Annotated in this window: 25 protein-coding genes; 14 read left to right on the forward strand and 11 right to left on the reverse strand. The window is 69.8% G+C overall.

The features are described from left to right. The first annotated feature begins 13 nt into the window (after positions 1 to 13). Positions 14 to 1,102, forward strand: coding sequence for a VanZ family protein (locus OVA17_RS06685; protein WP_267789019.1), 1,089 nt, complete (start codon positions 14 to 16; stop codon positions 1,100 to 1,102). Positions 1,103 to 1,108: 6 nt separating this feature from the next. On the opposite strand, the gene OVA17_RS06690 is transcribed toward OVA17_RS06685, so the two are convergent. Further along, positions 1,109 to 1,693, reverse strand: coding sequence for a GNAT family N-acetyltransferase (locus OVA17_RS06690; RefSeq protein ID WP_267789021.1), 585 nt, complete (start codon positions 1,691 to 1,693; stop codon positions 1,109 to 1,111). Positions 1,694 to 1,879: 186 nt separating this feature from the next. Here OVA17_RS06690 and OVA17_RS06695 point away from each other — a divergent pair, with 186 nt between their 5' ends. From OVA17_RS06695 to OVA17_RS06705, 3 genes are all read left to right on the forward strand, one after another. Then, on the forward strand, positions 1,880 to 2,470 hold the full coding sequence (locus tag OVA17_RS06695; protein ID WP_210076960.1) for a hypothetical protein: 591 nt from the start codon (positions 1,880 to 1,882) through the stop codon (positions 2,468 to 2,470). Between the two features lie 68 nt (positions 2,471 to 2,538). After that, on the forward strand, positions 2,539 to 3,291 hold the full coding sequence (locus OVA17_RS06700) for a YcnI family protein (RefSeq protein WP_267789022.1): 753 nt from the start codon (positions 2,539 to 2,541) through the stop codon (positions 3,289 to 3,291). Between the two features lie 2 nt (positions 3,292 to 3,293). Continuing rightward, complete coding sequence (locus OVA17_RS06705; protein WP_267789023.1) at positions 3,294 to 3,902, forward strand: copper resistance CopC family protein; 609 nt, start codon at positions 3,294 to 3,296, stop codon at positions 3,900 to 3,902. Between the two features lie 142 nt (positions 3,903 to 4,044). Here the strand turns inward: OVA17_RS06705 and OVA17_RS06710 are convergent, their stop codons facing one another. Continuing rightward, positions 4,045 to 4,920: a neutral zinc metallopeptidase gene (locus OVA17_RS06710; RefSeq protein ID WP_267789024.1), complete on the reverse strand. Its 876-nt coding sequence runs from the start codon at positions 4,918 to 4,920 to the stop codon at positions 4,045 to 4,047. 129 nt (positions 4,921 to 5,049) lie between these two features. Between OVA17_RS06710 and OVA17_RS06715 the strand changes: the two genes are divergently transcribed. Beyond that, the gene (locus OVA17_RS06715) at positions 5,050 to 6,759 is read left to right on the forward strand and encodes a fibronectin type III domain-containing protein (RefSeq protein WP_267789026.1); all 1,710 of its coding nucleotides are present in this window, start codon (positions 5,050 to 5,052) and stop codon (positions 6,757 to 6,759) included. Between the two features lie 126 nt (positions 6,760 to 6,885). Here OVA17_RS06715 and OVA17_RS06720 read toward each other — a convergent pair whose 3' ends face one another. Continuing rightward, positions 6,886 to 8,100, reverse strand: a complete 1,215-nt coding sequence (locus tag OVA17_RS06720; protein WP_267789028.1) for an amidohydrolase — start codon at positions 8,098 to 8,100, stop codon at positions 6,886 to 6,888. Between the two features lie 205 nt (positions 8,101 to 8,305). On the opposite strand from OVA17_RS06720, the gene OVA17_RS06725 reads away from it, so the two are divergent. The 4 genes from OVA17_RS06725 to OVA17_RS06740 all read left to right on the forward strand — a co-directional run bounded on the left by OVA17_RS06725 (position 8,306) and on the right by OVA17_RS06740 (position 11,974). Beyond that, entirely contained in the window at positions 8,306 to 9,499 is a 1,194-nt protein-coding gene (locus OVA17_RS06725; RefSeq protein ID WP_267789030.1) for an NAD(P)/FAD-dependent oxidoreductase, read from the forward strand. Positions 9,500 to 9,635: 136 nt separating this feature from the next. Then, a complete protein-coding gene (locus tag OVA17_RS06730) occupies positions 9,636 to 10,904 on the forward strand; it encodes a DUF4190 domain-containing protein (RefSeq protein WP_267789031.1) in 1,269 nt (422 codons plus the stop codon). 282 nt (positions 10,905 to 11,186) lie between these two features. Next, a complete protein-coding gene (locus tag OVA17_RS06735; RefSeq protein WP_267789364.1) occupies positions 11,187 to 11,492 on the forward strand; it encodes a type II CAAX prenyl endopeptidase Rce1 family protein in 306 nt (101 codons plus the stop codon). A 164-nt stretch (positions 11,493 to 11,656) separates the two neighbouring features. Continuing rightward, positions 11,657 to 11,974, forward strand: a complete 318-nt coding sequence (locus OVA17_RS06740) for a hypothetical protein (RefSeq protein WP_267789032.1) — start codon at positions 11,657 to 11,659, stop codon at positions 11,972 to 11,974. 81 nt (positions 11,975 to 12,055) lie between these two features. Here OVA17_RS06740 and OVA17_RS06745 read toward each other — a convergent pair whose 3' ends face one another. Together OVA17_RS06745 and OVA17_RS06750 are read right to left on the reverse strand one after the other, a co-directional pair. Next, positions 12,056 to 12,889, reverse strand: coding sequence for a GAF and ANTAR domain-containing protein (locus OVA17_RS06745; RefSeq protein WP_267789033.1), 834 nt, complete (start codon positions 12,887 to 12,889; stop codon positions 12,056 to 12,058). A gap of 29 nt (positions 12,890 to 12,918) precedes the next feature. Beyond that, positions 12,919 to 13,554: a GAF and ANTAR domain-containing protein gene (locus OVA17_RS06750; RefSeq protein WP_267789034.1), complete on the reverse strand. Its 636-nt coding sequence runs from the start codon at positions 13,552 to 13,554 to the stop codon at positions 12,919 to 12,921. A gap of 209 nt (positions 13,555 to 13,763) precedes the next feature. Here OVA17_RS06750 and OVA17_RS06755 point away from each other — a divergent pair, with 209 nt between their 5' ends. After that, complete coding sequence (locus OVA17_RS06755; protein ID WP_267789035.1) at positions 13,764 to 14,111, forward strand: hypothetical protein; 348 nt, start codon at positions 13,764 to 13,766, stop codon at positions 14,109 to 14,111. Between the two features lie 294 nt (positions 14,112 to 14,405). Here the strand turns inward: OVA17_RS06755 and OVA17_RS06760 are convergent, their stop codons facing one another. Together OVA17_RS06760 and OVA17_RS06765 are read right to left on the reverse strand one after the other, a co-directional pair. After that, positions 14,406 to 14,588 carry a hypothetical protein gene (locus OVA17_RS06760; RefSeq protein ID WP_267789037.1) on the reverse strand — a complete coding sequence of 61 codons (183 nt, stop codon included), beginning with the start codon at positions 14,586 to 14,588 and terminating at the stop codon, positions 14,406 to 14,408. 227 nt (positions 14,589 to 14,815) lie between these two features. Beyond that, positions 14,816 to 15,325 carry a hypothetical protein gene (locus tag OVA17_RS06765; RefSeq protein ID WP_267789038.1) on the reverse strand — a complete coding sequence of 170 codons (510 nt, stop codon included), beginning with the start codon at positions 15,323 to 15,325 and terminating at the stop codon, positions 14,816 to 14,818. Positions 15,326 to 15,564: 239 nt separating this feature from the next. On the opposite strand from OVA17_RS06765, the gene OVA17_RS06770 reads away from it, so the two are divergent. Next, positions 15,565 to 16,032 carry an RNA polymerase sigma factor gene (locus tag OVA17_RS06770; protein ID WP_267789365.1) on the forward strand — a complete coding sequence of 156 codons (468 nt, stop codon included), beginning with the start codon at positions 15,565 to 15,567 and terminating at the stop codon, positions 16,030 to 16,032. Between the two features lie 160 nt (positions 16,033 to 16,192). Continuing rightward, a complete protein-coding gene (locus tag OVA17_RS06775) occupies positions 16,193 to 16,501 on the forward strand; it encodes a hypothetical protein (protein ID WP_267789040.1) in 309 nt (102 codons plus the stop codon). 79 nt (positions 16,502 to 16,580) lie between these two features. Here OVA17_RS06775 and OVA17_RS06780 read toward each other — a convergent pair whose 3' ends face one another. Next, entirely contained in the window at positions 16,581 to 16,988 is a 408-nt protein-coding gene (locus tag OVA17_RS06780) for a hypothetical protein (RefSeq protein ID WP_267789042.1), read from the reverse strand. Between the two features lie 612 nt (positions 16,989 to 17,600). Between OVA17_RS06780 and OVA17_RS06785 the strand changes: the two genes are divergently transcribed. Further along, positions 17,601 to 17,987 carry a hypothetical protein gene (locus OVA17_RS06785; RefSeq protein WP_267789044.1) on the forward strand — a complete coding sequence of 129 codons (387 nt, stop codon included), beginning with the start codon at positions 17,601 to 17,603 and terminating at the stop codon, positions 17,985 to 17,987. A gap of 407 nt (positions 17,988 to 18,394) precedes the next feature. Here OVA17_RS06785 and OVA17_RS06790 read toward each other — a convergent pair whose 3' ends face one another. Then, positions 18,395 to 19,396, reverse strand: a complete 1,002-nt coding sequence (locus OVA17_RS06790) for a LacI family DNA-binding transcriptional regulator (protein WP_267789046.1) — start codon at positions 19,394 to 19,396, stop codon at positions 18,395 to 18,397. A gap of 31 nt (positions 19,397 to 19,427) precedes the next feature. After that, positions 19,428 to 21,107: a glycoside hydrolase family 13 protein gene (locus tag OVA17_RS06795; RefSeq protein ID WP_267789048.1), complete on the reverse strand. Its 1,680-nt coding sequence runs from the start codon at positions 21,105 to 21,107 to the stop codon at positions 19,428 to 19,430. Between the two features lie 281 nt (positions 21,108 to 21,388). On the opposite strand from OVA17_RS06795, the gene OVA17_RS06800 reads away from it, so the two are divergent. Next, entirely contained in the window at positions 21,389 to 21,913 is a 525-nt protein-coding gene (locus tag OVA17_RS06800) for an adenine phosphoribosyltransferase (RefSeq protein WP_267789050.1), read from the forward strand. 116 nt (positions 21,914 to 22,029) lie between these two features. Here OVA17_RS06800 and OVA17_RS06805 read toward each other — a convergent pair whose 3' ends face one another. Beyond that, positions 22,030 to 22,758 (reverse strand): GNAT family N-acetyltransferase, encoded by a 729-nt coding sequence (locus OVA17_RS06805; protein WP_420712431.1) that lies wholly within the window; start codon positions 22,756 to 22,758, stop codon positions 22,030 to 22,032. Positions 22,759 to 22,782 lie beyond the last annotated feature (24 nt).

Genomic DNA, 22,782 nt, shown 5'->3' on the forward strand with positions numbered 1-22,782 from the left:
CTAGGCTCTCGGGGTGGACAACATCGTGGGCTCGGGCGTTCTCGCCGTCGTCGCGGGTGCCGTGGTCGCGATCCTCGCCTTCGTGCCGTTCGTCGCGGTCAGCTATCGGCGTCGCGGCCGGCTCACGGTGTGGCGCTCGCTCCTGTGGGCGGGGGCGGCCGTGTACTTCTGGGCGATCTGGACGTACACGCTCATCCCCCTGCCCGACTCCGAGGTCTACCGCTGCGCGGGCGTGAACCTGCACCCCTTCGTGTTCGTCGACGAGGTCCGCGCGGCCGTCGCCGCCTCGGGCCGGTACCTGATCGACCCCGTCGTCCTTCAGGTGGCGCTGAACGTGCTGCTGTTCGCCCCGCTCGGCTTCTTCTTGCGGGTGCTCGGGGGTCGCGGCATCCTGATCGCGGGTCTCGTCGGCTTTGCGACCTCGGGGATCATCGAGACGACGCAGCTGACGGGCGTCTGGGGCCTGTTCCCCTGCGCCTACCGCGTCTTCGACGTCGACGATCTCATCGCGAACACCAGCGGCGCTCTGATCGGATCGCTCCTCGCGTTCGTCGTCCCGGCTCAGCACCGGGGAGTGGAGAGGGCTCCGGATGCCGAGACCCCGCGCCCCGTGACGCGTGGCCGCCGTCTGCTGGGACTGGTGTGCGACGTCGTGGGCGTCTGGCTGATCGGCGTCGCCGTGGCCGTGGTGGTGCAGGCCGTGCTCGTGCTGCTCGTCGGTGAGAGGTCGTCGTTCTCGACCGAACAGGTCGCCTCGCTCGCGGGGACGATCGCCTCGGCGGGGCTCTGGCTCGGGGTGGTGCTGGCGACCGGCCGCTCGATCGGCGACCTCGCCACGCGGGTGCGCTTCACGAACGGTGTCCTCCCCGCGTGGGTGGCGCGCCCCTTGCGTTTCGCGACCGGGGCCGGGGCGTACGCGATCCTCGCGGCGCTGCCGGCGCCGTGGTCGCTGCTGGCCTTCCTTCTGGCGTCGACGACCGCGGCGCTTCTGCTGGTGTGGCCCGACGGCCGCGGACTGACCGGGTGGATCGGGCGCCGTCGCCTGGTCGACGACCGCGCGGGAGTGGTGAGTCCCTCGGTCGACCGCGGCGCGCGCGTCTGAGACACGTCACCCCGCGCCGAATTCCTCGGCCAGCACGCCCATCAGCACCTCGTCGTGGAACCGCCCGCCGTGGAACGCCACCGCGCGTCGCACGCCCTCGCGCACGAACCCGGCCTTCTCGTAGGCGCGGATGGCCCGGTCGTTGTAGGCCCAGACCCGCAGCTCGACCTTGTGCACCCCGAGCTCGTCGAAGGCGTACCGCAGCATCGTGCGCGTGGCATCCGCGCCGTATCCGCGTCCGACGGCGTCGGGGCCGAGGATGATCGCGAACGTCGCGATGCGCGCCGGGAGGGCGGCTCCCCAGAGCGTCGCGTGACCGATGAGCTGACCGGCCTCGTCGTCGATGCTGAAGCCCGCCCCGCCGGGGGAGTCGTTGCGGCTCCACGCCTGGAACATCTCGCGGACGGCCGCGATCGGGCGCGGGCTCACGCTGTTCTGCTGCAGCACGGCGCTGTCGCTGCGCTGCCACCAGTCGACGAGTGGGTCGAGGTCGGCGTCGGTCAGCGCGCGTAACCGCACGCGCTCACCGCGCAGGATGTCGGCGCCGTACGCCAGGGCGGTGTCGGTGTCGTGGATCGCGTCATCGGCCATGTCCCGACGCTACCGAAGGGGTCCGACACGGGTACCCGAGGGCGGACTTCCCGGCCGACACGCCTGATCCATCGGTCGGGGTGCGGCGCGTCTGGCGCGCGCTCCGCGGTTGCGCTCGCACATGGGTGTCTCGACGACGGAACACCCCCGCCGTCGCCGCCGCCTAGGCTTGACCCGGAGGATTCGATGTCGTCGAGAGCAGGGCGCGCGCAGCGGGCGGGGCGCGGCATGGCCGCAGCCGCGGTCGCGACGTTCGTGGCGACCCTGTCGCACGCGGCGGTCTCGGCCGAGCGGCCCCCGTTCGTCAACATCGTGCTGGCCCTGTGCCTCGCCGCGCCCTTGTGCGTGATGCTCGCGGGCCGTGCGATGTCGTGGACGCGCCTCTCGCTCGCGGTGGTCCTCAGTCAGGCGCTCTTCCATGCGTTGCTCGTGCTCGACCTGCAGGGCGGATTCGTGCCGGCCGGTCACCACGCCACGACCTCGCTGTTCAGCGCCGCCGGCGGCCACAGTGCCTCGGCCCACGCGTCGGAGTCTCCGTGGATGTGGGCGGCGCACGCCGTCGCCGCTCTCGTGACGGTCGTCGCGCTCGGCCGAGGGGAACGCGCGGTGCAGGTCATCGCGCGGTTCTTCGTCGCGGTGCTCTCGGTGCTGCGGCCGTTCCGGGGGCTCTCCCCGCGGACGGATGCCGTGCTCTCGGCGCCCGCGCCGCTGCTGCTGACGACGGCGATGACGGTGCTGTCGTCGATGAGGCACCGGGGTCCGCCGCTCGCGGCCTGACCCCACCCCTCATCCTTCGCGCGTATCCAACGCCTCTTCGGCGTGCGCATTTCGCAGAAAGCAGCACCATGTCTCGAAAGACCACTCTTCGACGTGCCCTCGTCGGCCTCGCCGCCGGCGCGGCCCTGGCGATCGCCGTTCCGCTCGCGGCCTCGGCCCACGTCACCGTCAACCCCAACACGGCGACCCCCGGCAGCTACGCCACGGTCAACTTCCGCGTCCCCACCGAGTCCAAGACGGCATCCACCGTCAAGCTCGAGGTCACGCTGCCGACCGATACTCCGCTGACCTCGGTGCTCGTCGAGCCCGTCCCGGGCTGGACCGCCTCCGTCGAGAAGGGGGCGCTGCCCGCTCCCGTCGAGGTCGACGGCAACACCATCTCGGACGGCCCGCTCAAGATCGTCTGGCAGGCCGACCCCGGCGTGGGTATCGGACAGGATCAGTTCCAGATCTTCTCGGCGGTGCTCGGACCGATCCCCGACACCGGGCACCTCGTGCTCCCCGCCGTGCAGACCTACTCCGACGGCTCGGTCGTCGACTGGACGAACACCCCCGAGCAGGTCGCGGCTGACGACACGCTCGAGCCCGCCCCGGTGCTCTACATCAACGACACCCCGCCCGCGAGCGGGCACGGCGGACACAGCGGCCACGGCAGCGCTTCGGCCGCGCCGACGATGGACGACCACTCGATGGAGGCCTCGTCCCAGACCGGCGACTCCTCGGGCCTGTCGCTGGGCCTCAGCATCGCGGCTCTCGTGATCGCGGTCGCCGGCGCCCTGCTCGGCGCCTTCGCGGTGTCGCGTCGCCCGAAGCGCAGCTGAGTATGGTCACCCGGAACGCTCTGCGCCGGGCCCTGGTCGGGGCGGTGGTCGTCGCTGCGGCGATGACCACCGCCCTCGGCGGGGCGACGGCTGCCTCGGCCCACGACAGTCTCGTCTCGTCGACGCCCGCGGAGGGCGAGAGCGTCTCGTCGCTGTCGGAGGTCACACTCGGTTTCAGCGCCAACCTGCTCGGCTACGACGGCGGCAACATCGTCATCGTGGTCGGCCCCGACGGCAAGCACTACGAGAGCGAGTGCGTGGCTCTCGCCGGCCCCACCCTGACCCTCCCGGTCGCCCTGGGGGCACCCGGCGCGTACACGGTGGAGTGGCGCGCGGTCTCGTCCGACGGACACCCCGTCTCGGGCGAGATCCCGTTCACGTACACCGGCGAGAACACCTCGGCCGGAGCGGATTCCTCGCCGTGCGCGAGCGCCCAGGGCGCGGCTCCCGCCGAGACCCCGGTGGCAGCGCCCTCGACCTCGGGCGGCGTGTCCGGCCTGACGGTGGGCCTGCTGATCGGCGGCGGAGCGGTCGTACTGGTCGGTGTGATCGTCGTCGTGATCCTCAGCCGTCGCCCGCGCGAGGACCAGGAGCCGTCCGACAAGGAGTGATTCCGGATGCCACGACCCGGCGCCTCCGCCCCACCCTCCGTTTCGCGGAGTCCGGGCCGGGCGCGCCGGGTTTCGGCATCCGGAGGCGGGGTGTGGACCGCCGAGTCCGCGGGACGACCGCTGCTCGCGCCGCGCGACGGGCTTACAGGCTCCCGCCGGGCACCGAGAACGTGTCGCAGGCGTTGACGCCGCCCTGGCGGCCTTCGTCGAACCAGCGCGTGCGCTGCTCGCTCGAGCCGTGCGTGAAGCTGTCGGGGTTGGAGATCTGGCCCGCTTCGGTCTGGATGTGGTCATCGCCGACGGCCGAAGCGGCGGACAGGGCGTCGAGGATCTGCTGGTCGGTGGGCGGCTGCAGGTACGGGGTGCCGTTCTCGTCCACCTGCTCGCTCGCCGCGGCAACCCAGGCGCCCGCGTAGCAATCGGCCTGCAGCTCAGTGCGCACGCCGTTGCTGTCGGCGCCCGTGCCGTTGTTCGGGTGCTGCTGCATCACGCCGGTGAGGCTCTGCACGTGGTGGCCGTACTCGTGGGCGAGCACGTAGAGCTGAGCGAGGGGCCCCGCTGTGGTGTCGTACTGCTCTCGCAGGATCGAGAAGAAGGTCGGATCGACGAACACCGTCTCGTCCGGCGGGCAGTAGAACGGACCGGTCGCGTTCGAGGCGGTACCGCACGAGCTCCCCGTCTGTCCGTCGACGATGACCAACTGCGGTTTGCGGTACCCGTCGAGGCGCTCGGCCCAGAACTGGTCGATGTCGAGCGAGGCCGCAGCGAGACGACAGGAGTCGTTTTCGTTTGCATCCTGACCCGTCTCGCAGCTCGCGATCCGCTCGCCGCCGCTGCCGGGGGCCGCAGCGCCCCCGCCCGAGCCGAGCAGGCCCGTCAGGTCGGTTCCGGTGAACATCGAGATGAGCAACACGACCACCGCGCCGAGGCCCACGGCCCCGCCGCCGACGGCCGCCATGGTTCCGCCCCGGCGCTTGGCCGAGTTGCCGCCCACGCGGGCATTGTCGTTGAACGTCACGGCCGTCAGGCTACGCGAGGGGGCGGCGTGCTTGGAGGGGCTGGACTTCCAGCGAGCGAATCGTCGAGCCGCGTGCCCGAAAGCCCGTGTAAGCCCGTGTAAGTCCGTGTAAGTCCGTGTAAGTCCGTTTTGACCCGTTTCGCTCCATATCATACAGTTCGAAGAGTCATCCGTGAGCGCGCGAGGCGCGGAGCCAGGCGCAGGTCTTGCCCCTCTGGCCGACAGCGATTCCGCGCGAGCGCCATTCCCACGAACCAGAAAGGCCCCATGCGTTACAACCCATCACGGCCCCGTCTCCTTGGCGCAGTAGCAGCCGTGCTGCTGGTGATCGGCGGACCCGCCGCTGCCGCATCGGCTGCCCCCAACGCGTCGCATTGGCCTGACCAGATCTCGATCCCCGACGCCTACGGGATGGCATTCAGTCAGGACGGTTCGACGCTGTACGTCGCGCAGCGCGAGGTCGGTGTGGCCGCGGCGTCGTCGTCGGGCGATGTTTACCAGATCATCAAATCGTCGGACGACTTCATGGCCGTCGCCACCGAGGCGAATGGCGACCTTCTCCTCACCCTCGACAGCGACCCCAACATTTACCGCGTCAACATGACGGAGCTAAACCGAAATCCCGAGGCGGGCAAGGGCCCGATGTGGAAATTGCTGCTGGCCGACGTCGTCTATACCTCCACTTCCAGCTCCTCTCTCAACTCGCTTGCGGCGGCGCCCGACGGCACGATCTATTACTCGACATCTCAGGACAACCAGATCAACGTCCTCCGCGACGGCGTTTCGACGCCCTTGCTCACCTCATCGGCCGGCTCGCCGTTCAACGGCTTCTCGCTGCTCTCCGACGGCGGGTTGGGCGCGCTGGACCGAGAAGGAGTCATCTACGAGGTCTCTGCGGCGCAACTCGCCTCGGGCTCGGTTGAGCCCTCCGCCCTCAAGATCCTCACGACGGGTGTGAGCGACTACGGCTTCGCCGCTTTCGACGGCGACACGTTCTACGACGTCTCAGGCACGAAACGGACCTTCCAGGGCGCCCCTGCCGACGTCCCCGATGCGCCGACCGGACTCACGGCGACGACGGGTGATGGCGAGGTCACGCTGCGCTGGAAGGCTCCCGAGAACGACGGCGGCGCGGACGTGACCGAGTACACGGTCCTCGCTTACAACCGCAGCGATGACGAATTCGAGCGTGTCGCGTCGACGACGACTACCACCGCGAGGGTAACGGGGCTCAAGAACGGAACCCCTACCCAGTTCGTCGTCAGAGCCTCGAACAGAGTCGGTAAGAGCGATTTCTCCCGCAGCCTCACCGCAACCCCGTTCGCGCTGGACGTGGTTTACACGACCGGCGGGGCGACCCTCGCATCGGACGGCACGGTCGAAGCGGGGTACTCCGTGACCGCGACCGGGAGCGCCCTGCCGCCCGGCGCAGCCCTGAGTCTCGTGCTGCACTCCACTCCGGTCACCCTCGCCACCGGGGTGGTCGGCAGCGGCGGCACGTTCACGCTCACCGGCACCGTCCCCTCGGACACGGTCGCGGGAGCACACACTCTCATCCTGACGGTCGCGCCCGCGGGAGATGACGCCCGCTCGGTGGAACAGCCCATCACCGTCATCAACGCGACCCAGACTCCCTCGCAAACGGTGAACCCGTCCCAGGGCACGTCGTCGGCAACACCGGGTACGCCACCCTCCGCTGTCAGCCCGGCGAGTGCCGCGGGGCGCCTCGCGGCCACGGGAACGGATGACCCGGAGCCCGCGCTTGCCGCCGCTGCGTTCCTTGTCGCCCTGGGCATCGCGTTCTCCGTCCTCGGCCGCGTGCGCGAGCGCCGCGCCTGAGGGTCGGCGACAGAAAAAACGCCCACCGCGAGACGGCACCCCCCGGGGGGGGTGCCGTCTCGTCGTCTCTCACCTACCTTCGGAGCGGGCCGGCGAAGCCGGCCCGCTCCGGAGGTCGAAGCGCGTTCAGCCCAGGAACTCCCGCGCCGCGACCACCAGGTTCTCGACGCCGCGGTCGATCGTCGGCTGCATGACCGGCGCGAAGTGCGGGGAGTGGTTCGTCGGGATGTCGCGCTCGATGGTGCCGCCCGCGAACGCTTTCTGGAACGTCTCGGGGTCGACACCGCCCCAGAACCAGAACACCAGCGGAGCGCCCGACTCGCGGGCGAACCACGACACGTCCTCGCTGCCGGTGAACATGCCGGGGTCGACGACCGAGCCCTCGCCGAACGAGCGCCGGAATGCCGCGGTGAGGCGGGTCGTGGCATCCGCGTCGTTGATGGTCGGCGGCAGGGTGTGGTCGGTGGTGATGGTCGGCGTCTGCTCGGCGCCCGAAGCGTCGGCCTCGGCGCGGATGATGCGCTCGACCTTGGTCATGACGCGCTCGCGCGCGGCGTCGTCGGGGTAGCGCAGGCTGAGCTCGAGCTTGGCCTCGGCGGGGATGATGTTGTTCTTCAGGCCCGCGTGGATCGAGCCGACGGTGACCACGGCGACGTCGCGCGGGTCGACCTCGCGCGAGACGACGGTCTGCAGACGCATGACGGTGGCGGCGGCCATGACGACCGGGTCGATCGTGGAGTGCGGGCGCGAGCCGTGACCGCCGCGGCCGTGCAGCACCACGGTGAGGCCGTCGGATGCCGCCATCTGGGTGCCCGGGCGCACGCCGATCATTCCGGTGGGGAGGGGGGTGACGTGTTGGCCGAGCACGATGTCGGGCTTCGGGTATCGGTCGAGGACGCCGTCCGCGATCATCGCCTTCGAGCCCGCGCCGTATTCTTCGGCCGGCTGGAAGACGGCGACGACGGTTCCCGACCACTCCTCGCGCGTGGCGACGAGGCGCTCAAGGGCTCCGACCAGCGCGGTGACGTGCATGTCGTGGCCGCACGCGTGCATGACGGGGACGGAGTTGCCCGCCGGGTCGGTGCCGCGAGCGGTGCTGGCGTAAGCGAGACCGGTCTGCTCCTCGACGGGCAGGCCGTCCATGTCGGCGCGCAGCCACACGACCGGACCGTCGCCGTTGACGATGCTCGTGACGAGGCCGGTGCGGCCCACTCCCTCTTCGACTTCGAGCCCGAGGTCGGCCAGATGGCGGGCGATGACACCCGCCGTCCGCGTCTCTTGGAACGACAGCTCCGGGTGGGCGTGCAGGTCGGTGTAGAGGCTTTCGAGGTCGACGCTCATGTCTCCGAGCCTAGTTCGCCGCACCCGCGCGCGGTCGGGCTCCTCCCCGTCGAATGTCCAAGAAACGCCGTACCGAGCGATGGGCTGACGGAGTGTCGTGGGCACTCGACGAGCGAGCGGCGGCGGGGCCACCGCACCGCTACCGGATGCCGGGGACACCCGCAACCCATCCGCTCCGGCCAGGTCGAGCGGCAACGCTTTCGCCATGACCACCACACACTTCGACTACCTCATCGTCGGCGGCGGAATGGTCGCCGACACCGCCGCCCGTGGAATCCGCGAGATCGACGCCGACGGCTCCATCGGCATCCTGAGCGACGACATCGATGAGCCCTACACGCGCCCCGCTCTGAGCAAGAAGCTGTGGACCGATGAGGAGTTCACGTGGGACAAGGTGCCTCTCGGCACCTCCGGCGACACCGGAGCCGACATCCGGCTGCAGACGCGCGCCACGGCGATCCGTCCGGACGAGCACGAAGTGGATGCCGACGACCAGACGTTCTCGTACGGCAAGCTCCTCATCGCCACGGGCGGGAAGCCCGTGCCCCTTCCCCTCGAGGACCGATCGAACGGCGAGCGGGCCCTCAGCTTCCGCACCGCCGAGGACTATCGCCGGCTGCGGGCGCTCGCGAAGGACGTCGGCCGTATCGCCGTCGTCGGCGGCGGCTACATCGGGTCGGAGCTCGCCGCCGCCCTCGTGCAGAACGGGGTCGACACCGTGCTGATCCACACCGGATCGGTGCTCGGCGACGCGGTGTTCCCGGCCGGGCTCGCCGAGCGGTTCGAGAAGCTCTTCCGTGATGCCGGCGTCGAGATCGTCGCGGGCTCCAGGGTCACGCAGGGAGAAGCGGATGCCGACGGCGTGCGGCTGTCTCTCGAGAACGGCGACGAGGTGCGCGCAGATGCCGTCGTGAGCGGCCTCGGCATCGAGGTGGCCGCGGACCTGGCGGAGAAGGCCGGCCTGACGGTGGGCGACGGCGTCCACGTGGACGCGCAGCTGCGCGCGTCGGTCGACGACGTCTACGCCGCGGGCGACGTCGCCAGCTACCCCGACCGTCTGCTCGGGCGCCGCCGCGTCGAGCACGTCGACAACGCGAACGAGCAGGGCAGGGCCGCCGGCCGCAACCTCGCGGGCGCCGCCGAGGCCTACACGCACACGCCGTACTACTACTCGGCGGTCTTCGGCATCCGGTACGAGGCGGTCGGCACGCTCGACTCCTCGCTCGAGACGGTCGAGGACTGGCTCGACGCCGAGCGCGGGGTCGTCTACTACCTCGACGACGATCGCGTCGTGGGCGTGCTGCTGTGGAACGTCGAGGAGTCTCGGGATGCCGCCCGCTCGGTGCTCGCGGAGGCAGACACCCTGACGCGGGACGACCTCGTCGGCCGCATCCGCTGAGAAGCGGGGGCGTGACGGCGAGCGGTCTCGCGCCCCCGGCATTCGGCTCGGATCCGGTCGTGGGGGAGAGCACCGCGGGACTAACCTGGACGCGCGCTGACAGTTCTCGGCGCGCGAACCCCCCCAGGAGCACCTGATGGCTACCGCCGAACTACGACTGTCCGTCCCCCTCGACTCCGCGCGCGACGCGGTCGGCTACGCGCTCGCCGAGCAGGGCTTCACGGCGCAGCCCACGGCATCCGGATCCCTCGACGTCTCGCGCGGGAGCATGGGCACCACACTCGTGGCCGGGGCCTTCGCCGGGCAGGACATGCACGTCCGTTTCGACGTGCACTTCTCCGAGATCCCCGAGGGCACCCTCGCATCGTTCGAGCACTCCACCATGGGCGGCTTCTTCAAGGGCGGGGCGATCGGCGCGGCCAAGGTCGGCGATGTCGTGCGCGAAGCAGCCCACCGCACGGGTGATCGGCTCGCTCAGCAGGGTGTGCTCGTCGGCGGGCCCCAGGGCGTTCCGGCTTCACCGACCGATGCGGGCGCCACGCAGCAGCCGGCCGCGACCGGCGACACATGGGCACCTCCGGTGCCGCCCGCGCCTGCCGGGTACCCCGGCGCCGTGTCTGCGGCTGCCTCGGCCGACGCAGGGACCACCGCCCCCGCGTACGGCGCGGCGACGGGGGACGCCCAGACCGGCGTGCCGGCGTACGGCGCGCCTTTCCCCGGCACCGCGCCTGCCGCTTCGAGTCGCACCAACGGTATCTCGATCCTCGCGATCGTCCTCGGTTTCGTCTTCCCCCTCGGGGGCATCATCGCCGGCGCCGTCGCTCTCGCCCAGATCAAGCGCACGGGCGAGAAGGGCCGCGGCCTCGCCATCACCGGTATCGTCGCGGGGGCGGTCATCGGGGTCCTCGCGATCCTCGCCGTCGTCGGACTGCTGATCTTCTCGTTCACGGTCGGGTCGAAGGCATCCTCCGCGGACCCCTTCGATGTCCCGACGTTCCCGCAGGACGGCGGCGTGACCGTGGGCCCGAGTGAGACGGCTCCCGGAGGTGGTGGCACGTACACCCTGCCCGTCGGGGTCTGCCTCGACGACGTCCCGAGCGGATTCATCAGTTCGTCGAACATCGTCGAGTGCGCGGCCGCGCACACCTACGAGGTCTTCAGCAGCTTCGTCCTCCCAGAGGGAGCCTTCCCCGGTGACGACGCCATTGCCTCGGCGGCGCAGCAGGGGTGCGACGCCGCTTTCCCGTCGTTCGTCGGCATCGCCTACGAGCAGTCCGCGCTGAACTACCAGTACGTCGCCCCTACCGAGGGAACCTGGTCCGACGGGGACCGCGAGATCTCGTGCTTGCTCTACGATCCCGCCGTCGAGGAGACGACCGGGTCGCTGGCGGGGTCGGCGCGCTGACGACGGACCTCGACGGCGGGTCCGTGCGACGCCTGCTTCCTCCGCCGGGCGGTCGAGGAGGTCGTCGAGCGATCCGCTCCGGTGGCTGACAGCGCCTCGCACGCTCCGCGCGTACGAGCCGTCGTCCGGAGGGCGCGGAGGCTGCTGGCCCGAGAACGCAACGGACGCTTCGTGAATCCGCACGTGCGATACATTCGGGCCGTCGCGCAGAACGTGGGGGCATGCGATGGATGCTGCGAAAGGCCCGTCGGCGTGGGCACGGTTCTGGAATGCCGGGCACTGGTGGAAGGCCGTGGTCCTCGCCGTCGTCTACTTCGTGCTCTACCAGGCCCTGTCGCCCTCGTCTCAGCCGGCACTTTCGCCTTGCTTCACGCCGGGAACCTCCTCGGGGGGCAGTCCCTGTTGGCCACGGGCATTCAGCTTGTCTACACCTTCTTCTTCGGCATCCTCATGTATCTCGCGATGCGCGTCACGCGCACGCTTCTCGCCCCGGTCCTGCTGCATGCCAGCACCGATCCGAGCATCTTCATGCACGCGCAGTACCCCGCCGACGGCGCCCGTCGTGAACGTGCGACACGAAACGCATGATCGGGCCGGCCCCCTTCCGCTCGGTGCCGGTTTGCGGTTCGCTTAGCGCCCCAGGCGGTGCCGACGTCGAGCTCGGAACAACGCCGTCATCCCAGAGAGGAGATCAGCCCGAGGCTGCTCCGCACCGATGCGGAGCGTCCGAGTCCGCTACCGGAGGTTGAAAGATGACTGCCGATTACCCCACCGTCACCCCAGAGCAGTTCGAATCCGCCTGCGAGCGCGCGACCGAAGCGCTCGCACTGTACATCGACGCGCGCGACCGAGCTCGGCTCGCCGAGCAGGAACTGGCGGAGTTGAAGCTGCGCAACGCCGCCGCCCGCGCCGTCGACCTGCGCGAGCAATGGCAAGAGGCGGAAGCGCAGGTGGATGCATTGCGGTGCGACGTCGACGGCGACAGCTCGGTCTCCTGCAGGGCCAGAGTCGGTCACACGGGAGAACACGATCATCCGACCGAGGCGCGTCCGATCCGGCTCGTCGGGTGAGACGGTCGGCGACGCGCCGGCGTGGACGAGACTCCGCATCATGCTGAGTGGGGCCGTCCGGGTGAACGCGGAGGCGATCCGTCAGTTGTCGGTCGCGTCGTCCGACTTCTTCTCGCGTGCCTCGGAGAGCGCTTGATCATTCCATGCCTGCTGCTGTTCTATGAGGCGGCGAGTCTGCTCGTTCACGTGTCGTCCCGCGCGACGGTCCCTGGTCGCGTCCTCGACCACGCGCCGCGCGACATCGGAGAGCTTCTGCTGACTGTTTCTCGCGCGCTCTCGGAGCAGTGAGAATGCGGCATCCATATCGATGCCGTGAACGTGGGACAGAATTCCCTTCGCCTGCTCGATGACCACGCGACTATTGAGGGCATGTTGCAACTGCTGGCGGGCGAGATCCGCCTCCCGGAATGCGCGCTCGTGCAGGATTCCGATGGTCGCGATATCGGCGAGGCCCCGAGCGGCCAACGCATCATCGGCCGTCAACGCGTCCGGCTGGTCGCCGAAGAGATTCAGAGAGCCGATGACGTCCTCACGCAGGCGCAGGGGGATGGCGTGCATCCACCGGTATCCGAGCTCCCCGGCGGCACCTGCGAACCTCGGCCAGCGTTCACGTATCCCGGCGATATCGCTGACGGTGACGGGCTCTCCCAGACGGTACGCGTCCAGACAGGGCCCTTCATCCTCGCTCAGCTGGAGGAGGCTGATCAGCTGGCTGCGTTCGCTGGTGGAGGCGACCACTTCGAGGGTCCCATCGGCATCCGGGATGAGGATGCCGACGCCTGCCACATCGAGGGTGCGAGCGCACCGGATCACGAGCCGGTGCAGAAGATCCACGACGTCATAGCCGGTGACCATCGTGTCAGCGAGTTCGACGAACGTCTCGACCAGCTCTTTCTCTCGCGATACATCCGTCATAGGGGCAATGTACTTTCCTTCACCTCGGACTACGCCGAAAAATCGATATCGCGTCGGATGATGGCCTGCGCGACGTCGGGGACGGACATACCCGCTGCGAAAGCGTGAGCGCGAATAACGACCATCGCATCGTCAGACGGTACTCCGAGCTGTGCCATCACCATCCCCGTTGCCTGATGGACGAATCTCCTCGGCGAGGCCTCGGCCGCAGGAGACGTCAACTCGCTGAGAACCTGGTCCACCACGCGAACCGCGGCGACATCGGCCATCGCCCACGCTTCCTCCACGTCGTGCGGGCTCAAGGCATGCGCGGTCGTTGCGTACAGGTCCACGACGCCCACGTCGATCGCGCCCAACGCCATCGGGAACGCGTAGGCGGCCCGAATCCCTCGGGACTCGGCCGCCGTCAGCAGCTCCGGCCAGGACAGCGTCGACGCCTGCCTCAGGTCAGGCACCAAGACCGGTGTCCCCGCCGCTTTCGCTTCCCAGCAGGGGCCCACCCCGAGATCGAGCTGCATCCCCTCGAGCTCGGCAGCGATCGCGTCGCTCGCACCCACGGTGGTCAGCTCGAACGGGTCCCCCAGGGTGGAGATCGCCGCGTGGTGTATCGGCAACTTCGATACGAACCAGTCGCACAGGGAGGTGAAAGCGGGGAATTCCAACATGATGCTCCTGACCTAGGTACAACCCAGCGGCCTAGGTCTAGGGGACGCCACTGTCCACTGTAGGGCCCTTCTGCGGCGACGTTCGTCACCGGGTCGCGTTGCAATGCAGGAGAATCCGCTCTTGATCTCGCGCGGGCATGACAATACTCTGAACGCACGTTGCCCCAGACCCCGGCAGGCTCACTCGCTAGTGAAGATCGGGGCACGCTGTGGGACTCCTCTATTACGGTTCGATCCGTGAACCGCTGCCGCTTCCCGATGTCTCCCTCGCCTACCTGCAGGCCATCGCGGTCGCGAAATTAAAGCGGAACGAAGCGTTCTTCGCATCATGGCGAATACCGCGAGAGGTGAACGGCGCACGTCTTCACGTCTGGCTTCATCCCGCGATCGCTTTGCGATTCGTCATCGATGCTCAAGATGGCGTCGCTTTGCGACCGGCCATCGTGGATCAACTGATGCGCACGGCCGCCACCTCGATGATGGGGGTCGATCTCGACGTCGTCACGCAGACGGCGCACGCTTCCGTTGGCTTCTCCCCGGTGTCGCCGGGATCATGAAGTTCGCCCGCTTGTCCCCTCGCCCCGAGGTGACCCCGGCACCCGCCTGGCGTGTCAAAGGGCCGGGCCACCACGTCCTCACCGACGGCGTGCATGTCATCGGTCACGTCGTCGAGGCCCCCCGCGGAACCTTCGTCTCCTTCGATGCCACGGCGAAACCGATCGCGCGACACGACACCCTCTCACAGGCGCGGACTCGCGCTTCTCACGCTGCGGGATGGGACGGCGATGACACGCGCCGCGTGCCCGCCGGAGCCTTCGCGCTCGCGGTCGGACGCACCCGTGCGGTCGCGATCAGTGGCCTCTTTGCTCGGCGGCGGACATGATCCGGTGCACGCTGAGGACGGTCCACGCGGGACCGGCGATCAGCATCGCCGTCGAGAGCGCGTCGAAACAGTCCGGCGCCTCGATCTCGATTCCATGATCGAACCCGCCGAGTTCTTCGCTGGTCGAACCCAGCGTCGCGATCCAGTGCATGACGGCACCGTCCCACCGTCTTCGTCAGCCCGCGACGGGCCTTGACACCCGGGGGCTCGCAGATGCAGCCGACGCCGTGTGACGGGCCAGGTGAGGGGAAGCGCGGGCGGGTTCGCGCGCGCTGGGAGAGCATCTGCGCGGTGTCCTCCTGCGGGGGCTGCGGCGGATGATCCCGCTGCGGTGGACACGAGGTGGGTCACGAGGGGCGTGCGAACGGGCCGCGGCGGTCAGCGGGTCGCCTCGGCCGCATCGCCGGAGTGCGCATCCTCGGGCTTCGGGTCGTCGCCGTGATCGCGCGGGAATGCATCCGCCGGGGTGAACGTCACCGTGCCGGCGAGCCGGGCGATGGCCGTCGCCCGCGTCAGCTCATGACCCGCGATGTCCGCGGATCGAGCGGCGTCAGCGTCATCCTGCGCTTTGACGGCCGAGCTGATGTCCGCCAGTCGGGTAGCCAGGGTCGTGGCGAGACCGTCCCGGAGCTCTTCCAGATTGGTCTGAGCGATCTCGAGGCGCCGATCCGAGACGGTCAGGACGACCGAGGGGTAGCCCGCGTCGGACAGGTACTCGGCCGTGTCCGCATCGAGAATGCGCGTGATCTCGTCCGCGAGGGGACGGCGAGTGAAAACGGCCTCCACCGTGTAGCGACCGGGCGCCAGATCGGTGAGGAGGGCCGTCGGCAACGACCCCACGAGTACGGAGGTGAGACCGAGCGGAGCGGAACTGGTGATCGGCGGCATGTGCGTGTCCTGTATCTCGTGATCGTGCAGACCGCAACCGCACTGACAAGGGCGACACGGGAGCGAGATGGTCGCTCATACGTAAGACCGTCGTCTCGATGGTTCTGTCACAAATTGATCCGAGCAATCTCATGGCACCGTTCCCCGCCCGCGTCGCACCGTCGCCGACAGCGCTGCTCCCCGCCACCGATGAGTTTCTCGTCGGCCTCGCCGTCAACGGAGACCCCTTTGCGTTTCGGATGCTGGTTTCTCGGCATGGTTCGGCCATGCTCACCGCGGCCGCCCGGATCGCGGGAAGCCCCATCGCGGCCGACGACGCCGTCCAGGAGACCCTCGTCATCGCGTGGAAACGTCTGGCACAACTGCGCGAGCGTGAACACGTGAGGGGATGGCTCATCCGCATCGCCACGCACCAGGCGCTCGACCACCTCCGCGAACGACGGCGCGAGGTCCCCTTTCCCCGCTCCCTCGAGAGCCCCGGCGAGGGACCAGAGGTGTCTGCGATGAGAAGGGCTCAGCTCGTCGACCTGTCCCGGGCGGTGCACGCTCTCACGAAAACGCAACGGGACTGCTGGATCCTGCGCGAAGTCGAAGAGATGCGCTACGTGGACATCGCCGACAGGATCGGACTCACCACCGGTCAGGTGCGGGGGAACATCGCCCGCGCCCGGCTCAGCATCAAGACGCGCATGGAGGACTGGCGCTAGCGTCGCGCCACGCGACGCCCCGCGCCCGTGACCCCGGAAAGCTCTGTCGCACCACGTCGAGGCTCGTCACGCATCTTCTCGGCGAAGCGTTCCAGGCACGAGAGGGAACGAAGTGCAACCCGGGCCCCCGGATGCCCCCGTGGCGCATAGCGTCGCCCTTATGTCCCACACGATCGAGCGATTACGCATCACCGTCGCCGACGTGACCTACGCATTGGGCCCCGTCGAACACATCGATGCCGTCAAGGCGGCCATTCTGGCGGGAGTGCACGCCGGTGGTGGATTCGTCGACCTGATCCTCGACAACGGCCGGCTCCTCAGCCTTCTCGTGACAGAGTCCTCCCACATCGCCATCACCGTCGACACCCTCCGACTGGACTCCGGCACGGCCGACGGTGAGTTCAGCGGGGACGAGCGCCCGAGGGTGTCCGTCGACTACGACGCCGACACACCTTTCGACACCATCTGAACCCGCCCGGGAGCGCGGCGGATCCGGTCGCCGCTCACCCCGTCGGAGCGGCAACGCCCGGCGTCCGCGAGGGGGTGGTTCAGCGGGACGAAGCGCCCGCAGACGAGGGCGCGGCGGCTTTGCGTTGCCCGCTCTTGCGGTCCCATTCCAGCGACTTCCACTGCAAGAAGGTGCACAGGTTTCCCGCGACGACCAGCTCGGCGGCCAGGCTCGTCAGATCGATCGCTGACAGCTTGAGCTCTTCGGGGCTCTCGGTGATCGTCAGCTGCCACATCGGGTCGTCGTACCCCCGCGCCCCCATGAAGATCGACGCCGTCGCATTGCGCAACCGGACGATCACCAGCCCGGTGTCTTGATCGCCGCTGTCCTCCTGGGGGGCGACGGTGATGCGACCGGCTATGCAGTGCTCCTGATCTTCGAACTCCCGCACCCACGTCTCGAGCTGCTCACGAGAACGAAGGGGCGGTGAGTTCTCGAGGCGGCGCATGCCGACGAGTATGACACCCCCGCCCCCGGACGAGCCCGCACACTGTCGGTCTTGCGTCGGGGTGCGCGAAGCGATCCAGATCCGATCGCGCCCCTTCTGCGCGCGTCAGCGGCGCGGCGGACGACCCGGGTGCGCCGTCCGCCCACGATCAGGCGACACGGTCGGGGACGGCGCTAACTCCCGTCGATCACGCCCAACGTCTCCAGGTGCTGCGCGACACGCTCGTGCGTATGGCACGGGACTTGCCCCCCGTCGACGAAGCGGACCGACTCCAGCGTCGTCACAGAGGACGATGTGAGACCGAATTGGTGGACGTGCAGTGTCACCGACACCCTTCCCACTCCCGGTACTTTGTAGGTCCTCATGCGGCGACGGTACGCCCGCGTCCGCGAGCCGCCGACCAATACTGCGTGAAGCGGCTCGCACGTTCCAAGGAGCACAGAAGACGACCTTCGTTCCGACGGGGCGGGATGCCCGCGCGATGCAAGGGTGCGCTCCTCCCTCTCGCCCGTCGCGCTCAGCCGGAACGGCGGCGACTTGATGGACTGTGTTTACAATGTCCTACGGCCGGTTCAGGGGAACGCCGGGTCGTTGAGAAATCAGAGGTAGCCGGTGCCGTTTCGTACGAAAGCCACCTTGCAGGCGTGGCTGGATGAGTACGCCGCAAGCGGTGCCGGCGGCGGTGGGATCGCGTTCGTAGCGGATCAGGAGCCCGTCGACGGCATCGACAGCGGGCTGGTGATCTTTCCCCTCGCGAACGCGACGACATCGGTGTATCTCGCCCCGATCGCCGTAGGTGCCCCGGACTGGCGCGTCACCTTCGAGGCCCAGCCCGAGATCACAGAACTCTCGCCCCAGTCCGTTCAAGACCTCTGCCGCGAGCTTCTGCACGCCGCCGATCTCTGCGCGTTTCTGCAGCGGAAGTCGATCGAGCACGTCGCGGAGCCGGCGGCGGACGCGCGGGATGATCTCGGCGGCAGTCCCGTCGACGCCGGCTGACTCCCCGAGGGCATCGCGGGGCGGAGGGTCGCGGGGGCGGCAGGGGCAAGAGCGGCGGGATGCCGGACCCCTTGCGGTTCGACACCCCACCCCTGCAGCGCCTACGGCGCACATCAGTCGAGGCAGGCAATGAACCCGACCGTACGCGCCACTCGCACCGCACAGCCGACCCTAGGTCAGTGCGGTGGGTCAGCGGAACCCCATCCGACCCATAGGCCGCAGCGCGGGCGGCGCGGCTCATGCTCGAGCGATCGCGGCCACCCCGGACGAGCGCGACGACGGCGACCACGGCTGCCGCGACCCGCATGAGGTCGATCAGCGCCGCGGCGGTGGGGTGAGCGGCATCCGCGGGTCCCGCTCGAGCTCGGAAACCTCCAGCGTCGCGCTCGCGTATCCCTGCCGACGCCTCAGCGCCTCGGCGCCGCCGTCGACCCGCGGTCGACCAGCTCGAACGGCAGGGTGCCGAGGCCACGGCCCGGCTCGGCGCCGTCGAGCGCCACCAGCACGGCCTCGGCCGCGCGCTCGCCCTGACCCCGAGCGAATTGATCCACGGTGGTCAGCGAGAACCAACGGCCGAGTTCGTGGCCGTCCACCCCGACGATCGACACGTCTTCGGGAACGCGCAGGCCGAGCTCGCGCGCGGCGAGGATCGCCCCGATCGCCATCTCGTCCGACGCGGCGAACAGCGCGGTCGGCGGGCTCTCGGCGGTGAGGGCGCGGGTTGCCGCGGCGGAGCCGCCCTCGATCGTGAAGTCGGCGGGCTCGACCACAGTGTGGGCGATGCCCGCTGCTGCCAGCTGCTCGAGAAACCCTCGGCGGCGCAGTCCCGGCACCGTCGAGCCCGCGGCGGTGACGGGGTCCGCCCCGATGTGCGCGAGGCGGCGGTGGCCGAGAGCGAGCAGATGATCCGTCGCCAGGCGGCCTACGGCGAGATCGTCGACCGTCAGGGTGGTCAGCAGCGGGTTCGGGCCCGCGATCGCGACGATGGGAACTCCCAGACCCCGCAGTGAGGCCGACTCCTCGGCATCCAGTTCGAGGGCGATGGTGATGACCGCGTCGATGCGGCGGCGACGCAGGTGGTCCTCGAACACACGGCGACGCTCGAGTGGGTCGATGCTCACGCTGTAGAGGGTGATGTCGTAGCCCTCGCGGACGAGGGCGTCGGAGATGCCCGCGAGCACCGTGCTGAAGAACCAGCGGTCGAGGAACGGCACGACCACCCCCACCGCCCGCGCTCGTCCGGTCGCCAGGCTCGACGCGGCCGCCGACACGACGTAGCCGAGCCGGTCGGCCGCAGCGATCACGCGGTCGCGGGTCGCGCTCGAGACGGGCCCGCGCCCGCTCAACGCACGCGAGACCGTGGCCGTCGACACCCCCGCCGCGCGGGCGACCTCGTCGATACCGGCCACGGTCTCGCGATCGATCGATGGATGCCGCGGCCTACGCCGCCGCGATCCAGACGGTCGTGTCGGTCGGCAGGCGCTCGCCGTCGAGGGGGCCGCTCGCGATGAGCACCTCGCCCGCGGGAAGCTCCACCGTCTCGTCGCCGAGGTTCGCGAACACGAGCAGCGAACCGTTGCGGAACGCCACGACGTCGTCGCCGTACTCGTCGAGCCACTCCAGGTGGCCCGCGCCGAGATTGCGGTCACGACGTTCGGCGAGGAGTGACCGGTACAGCGTCAGCGTCGAGGCCGGGTCGTCGACCTGCGCGTCGCGCGCGAGCTCGGCCCACTCGGCCGGCTGGGGCAGCCACGACTCGCCCGTGGTGTTGAAGCCGTAGGCGGGGGCGTCGGCGCTCCACGGAATCGGCACGCGGCAGCCGTCGCGACCGTACCGCTCGCCGTTCGTGCGGAACCACGTGGGGTCCTGGCGCGCGTCGTCGGGCAGATCGATGACCTCGGGAAGGCCGAGCTCCTCGCCCTGGTACAGGTACGACGAACCGGGGAGTGCGAGCATCATCGACGTCGCCGCGCGCGCACGGCGCAGCCCCTTCACGGGGTCGGGCTGGCCGGGGGACTTCGGGCCGATGCCGGCACCCTGCGGGTTCTCGGCCGTCAGTGCGAGACGCGAGGCGTGGCGCACGACGTCGTGGTTCGACAGGACCCAGGTGCTCGGGGCGCCGACCGCGCCGTACTGTGCGAGCGACTCGCCGATCACGTCGCGGAGGGCGGCGGCATCCCACTTCGTCTCGAGGTAGTGGAAGTTGAACGCCTGGTGCATCTCGTCGGGACGCACCCACAGGGCGGTCTGCTCGACGGTCGGCAGCCACGCCTCGGCGCACAGGGCGCGGTCGCCGTCGTACGCGGCGAGCACCTCGTGCCATTCGCGCCACACATCGTGCACGCCGGGCTGACCCCAGTAGGGCACTTCTTCGGCGTCGCCGCCCATCGAGCCGCCCTCGGGGTCGGGCGTGAAGTCGGGCAGGCCCTCGGCCTTGATGAGGCCGTGCGCGACGTCGACGCGGAAGCCGTCGACTCCGCGATCGAGCCAGAAGCGCAGGATGTCGCGGAACTCCGCACGCACCTCTTCATTGGTCCAGTCGAAGTCGGGCTGGCTCTCGTCGAAGATGTGCAGGTACCACTGGCCGGGGGTGCCGTCTGCCTCGGTGATGCGCTTCCACATGCCGCCGCCGAAGACGCTCTCCCAGTTGTTCGGGGGCAGTTCGCCGTTCTCGCCCGTGCCGTCGCGGAAGATGTACCGCGCCCGCTCGGGGCTGCCGGGGGCGGCCTTCAGGGCCTCTTGGAACCACACGTGCTGATCGCTGGAGTGGTTCGGCACGAGGTCGACGATGACCCGGATGCCGCGCTCGTGCGCACCCGCGAGCATCGCGTCGAAGTCGGCCAGGGTGCCGAAGATCGGGTCGACGTCGCGGTAGTCGGCGACGTCGTACCCCGCGTCCTTCTGCGGCGAGGTCTGGAAGGGGCTGAGCCAGATGGCATCCACCCCCAGGTCTTTCAAGTCGTCGAGGTGCGCGGTGACGCCGGGCAGATCGCCGAGGCCGTCACCCGACGCGTCGGCGAACGAGCGGGGGTAGATCTGGTAGATGACGGCGGTGCGCCACCACTCGGAGCCGGGCGCGGAGACGAGGTCGGCCTGCGCCTCTTCCTGCGTGAAAGTCATGGTGTCCACGTTAGTGGAAGCGCTTGCATCGTGGTCAAGTGGGCGGCGGGTGAATCCCGCCGGGCGTAGCCGGGGGGTGAGGGTGGTTCTGACCGAGGCCCGGGCGGCCCGCGCCTGGGGGCGTGAAAACTGTTCGAGTGTCCAGAACACCCGGACGAAACCTCGAAATGTCCGGGTGTCTTGGACACTCGATGCATCGGGCGAGCGCCCGCCGTGCGCTCGCGCCGGCGAGCCCGCCCCGGCGAGCCCCGCCTCGCGGGCGCCGCGATTAGAGTGGGGCGGTGCCCGACGCCTCCGACCTTGCCCGCGCTGAATCGCTCATCACGAGTATCCCCGACTATCCGAAGCCCGGGATCGTGTTCCGCGACATCACGCCGCTGCTCGCCGACGCCGCGGCACTGCGCGTCGTCGTCGAGGCCCTGATCGAGCCCTTCGCCGGACGCTTCGACGCCGTCGCCGGAGTCGAGGCCCGCGGGTTCTTGCTCGCCGGGGCCGCCGCCATCGTCGCGAACGTGGGCCTCATGCCCATCCGCAAGGCCGGCAAGCTGCCCCGCCCCGCGGCGAGTGTCTCGTACGACCTCGAGTACGGCTCGGCGCGGATCGAGATGCACGACGACGCCGCAGCTGGCGCTCGCGTGCTCCTGCTCGACGACGTTCTCGCCACCGGCGGAACCCTCGGTGCGGGCCGCGAGCTGCTCGAGGCCGTGGGCAGCGAGGTCGTCGGTATCGCGACGCTGCTCGAGATCGACGGCCTGGGCGGCCGCGAGGCGCTCGGCGGCGACCTGCACTCGGTCTTCCACGTCTGACGCGGCGCTTCGCGCGCTGATCGACGGGGCGCCCGAGCGAGCTGAACGTCGACGTCCCGGCCAGCGGCGGGGTGCACGTCGGTGAACCACGACGGCCCCGGAGGGCCGATCCCGGCTCACGCGGGCGTGCGCACCGCCGCGAACTTGTTGCGGCGACGCAACGCGAAGCCCAGGCGCTCGTACGCGGCGATCGCGCCGACGTTGGCGGCGGCGGCGTGCATCATCGCGCGATCCCCGCGCTGCTGGATGTGGAAGGCGACGTCGAGCACCAGCCGCGAGGCGAGGCCCTGGCGACGGTGGTCGGCGTCGACGGCCACGGCGCTGATCTCGGTCCAGCCCGTGGGGTGCAGGCGTTCGCCGGCCATCGCCACGAGACGTCCGTCGCGACGGATGCCGATGTACCGACCGAGCTCGTAGGTGCGGGGCCGGAACGGGCCGGGCTGATTGCGCGCGACGATGTCGATCATCTCGGCCGCATCAGCCGCACTCAGCTCGACGGCCTCGTCGTCGGGGCGGGTGCGCAGGGTGTCGGTCTCGACGAGCTGGACTCCCTCGCCGCCGCCGACCCATTGCCAGTCCGCGGGGATCTCGCCCTCGAAGCCGGAGAGCCCCACGTCGGCGCCGGGTCCGACGAGCTCGCGGAGGGCGTCCCACACGTCCGGGTCGTCCCACGTGCGCACGGCCACGAAGGGGGCGACGTCTTCGGGGTAGCGCTTGACCAGATCGCCGCCGACCGCGAAATGCGCGTGCGGTCCCGCGAGCGAATGCCACGCCGCGTTGTCGAGCACCGTGGCGTCGGCGTGCGGGACGGGGAGCGGGAGGGCGGAGGTGGTGGTCATGGGCATCCGTTCTGGGGGAGGTGCGACGGG

It is taken from the genome of Microbacterium sp. SL75, from assembly GCF_026625865.1.
Lineage (GTDB): Bacteria > Actinomycetota > Actinomycetes > Actinomycetales > Microbacteriaceae > Microbacterium.

What these genes read in the sequence shown, in the direction of transcription:
- OVA17_RS06690 (WP_267789021.1), bottom strand. Translation starts at nt 1,693, where the DNA reads ATGGCCGATGACGCGATCCACGACACCGACACCGCCCTGGCGTACGGC.
- OVA17_RS06770 (WP_267789365.1), top strand. Translation starts at nt 15,565, where the DNA reads ATGCTGGTTTCTCGGCATGGTTCGGCCATGCTCACCGCGGCCGCCCGG.
- OVA17_RS06720 (WP_267789028.1), bottom strand. Translation starts at nt 8,100, where the DNA reads ATGAGCGTCGACCTCGAAAGCCTCTACACCGACCTGCACGCCCACCCG.
- OVA17_RS06780 (WP_267789042.1), bottom strand. Translation starts at nt 16,988, where the DNA reads ATGCGCCGCCTCGAGAACTCACCGCCCCTTCGTTCTCGTGAGCAGCTC.
- OVA17_RS06750 (WP_267789034.1), bottom strand. Translation starts at nt 13,554, where the DNA reads ATGTTGGAATTCCCCGCTTTCACCTCCCTGTGCGACTGGTTCGTATCG.
- OVA17_RS06775 (WP_267789040.1), top strand. Translation starts at nt 16,193, where the DNA reads ATGTCCCACACGATCGAGCGATTACGCATCACCGTCGCCGACGTGACC.
- OVA17_RS06805 (WP_420712431.1), bottom strand. Translation starts at nt 22,758, where the DNA reads ATGCCCATGACCACCACCTCCGCCCTCCCGCTCCCCGTCCCGCACGCC.
- OVA17_RS06745 (WP_267789033.1), bottom strand. Translation starts at nt 12,889, where the DNA reads ATGACGGATGTATCGCGAGAGAAAGAGCTGGTCGAGACGTTCGTCGAA.
- OVA17_RS06795 (WP_267789048.1), bottom strand. Translation starts at nt 21,107, where the DNA reads ATGACTTTCACGCAGGAAGAGGCGCAGGCCGACCTCGTCTCCGCGCCC.
- OVA17_RS06765 (WP_267789038.1), bottom strand. Translation starts at nt 15,325, where the DNA reads ATGCCGCCGATCACCAGTTCCGCTCCGCTCGGTCTCACCTCCGTACTC.
- OVA17_RS06760 (WP_267789037.1), bottom strand. Translation starts at nt 14,588, where the DNA reads ATGCACTGGATCGCGACGCTGGGTTCGACCAGCGAAGAACTCGGCGGG.
- OVA17_RS06740 (WP_267789032.1), top strand. Translation starts at nt 11,657, where the DNA reads ATGACTGCCGATTACCCCACCGTCACCCCAGAGCAGTTCGAATCCGCC.
- OVA17_RS06725 (WP_267789030.1), top strand. Translation starts at nt 8,306, where the DNA reads ATGACCACCACACACTTCGACTACCTCATCGTCGGCGGCGGAATGGTC.
- OVA17_RS06730 (WP_267789031.1), top strand. Translation starts at nt 9,636, where the DNA reads ATGGCTACCGCCGAACTACGACTGTCCGTCCCCCTCGACTCCGCGCGC.
- OVA17_RS06700 (WP_267789022.1), top strand. Translation starts at nt 2,539, where the DNA reads ATGTCTCGAAAGACCACTCTTCGACGTGCCCTCGTCGGCCTCGCCGCC.
- OVA17_RS06695 (WP_210076960.1), top strand. Translation starts at nt 1,880, where the DNA reads ATGTCGTCGAGAGCAGGGCGCGCGCAGCGGGCGGGGCGCGGCATGGCC.
- OVA17_RS06705 (WP_267789023.1), top strand. Translation starts at nt 3,294, where the DNA reads ATGGTCACCCGGAACGCTCTGCGCCGGGCCCTGGTCGGGGCGGTGGTC.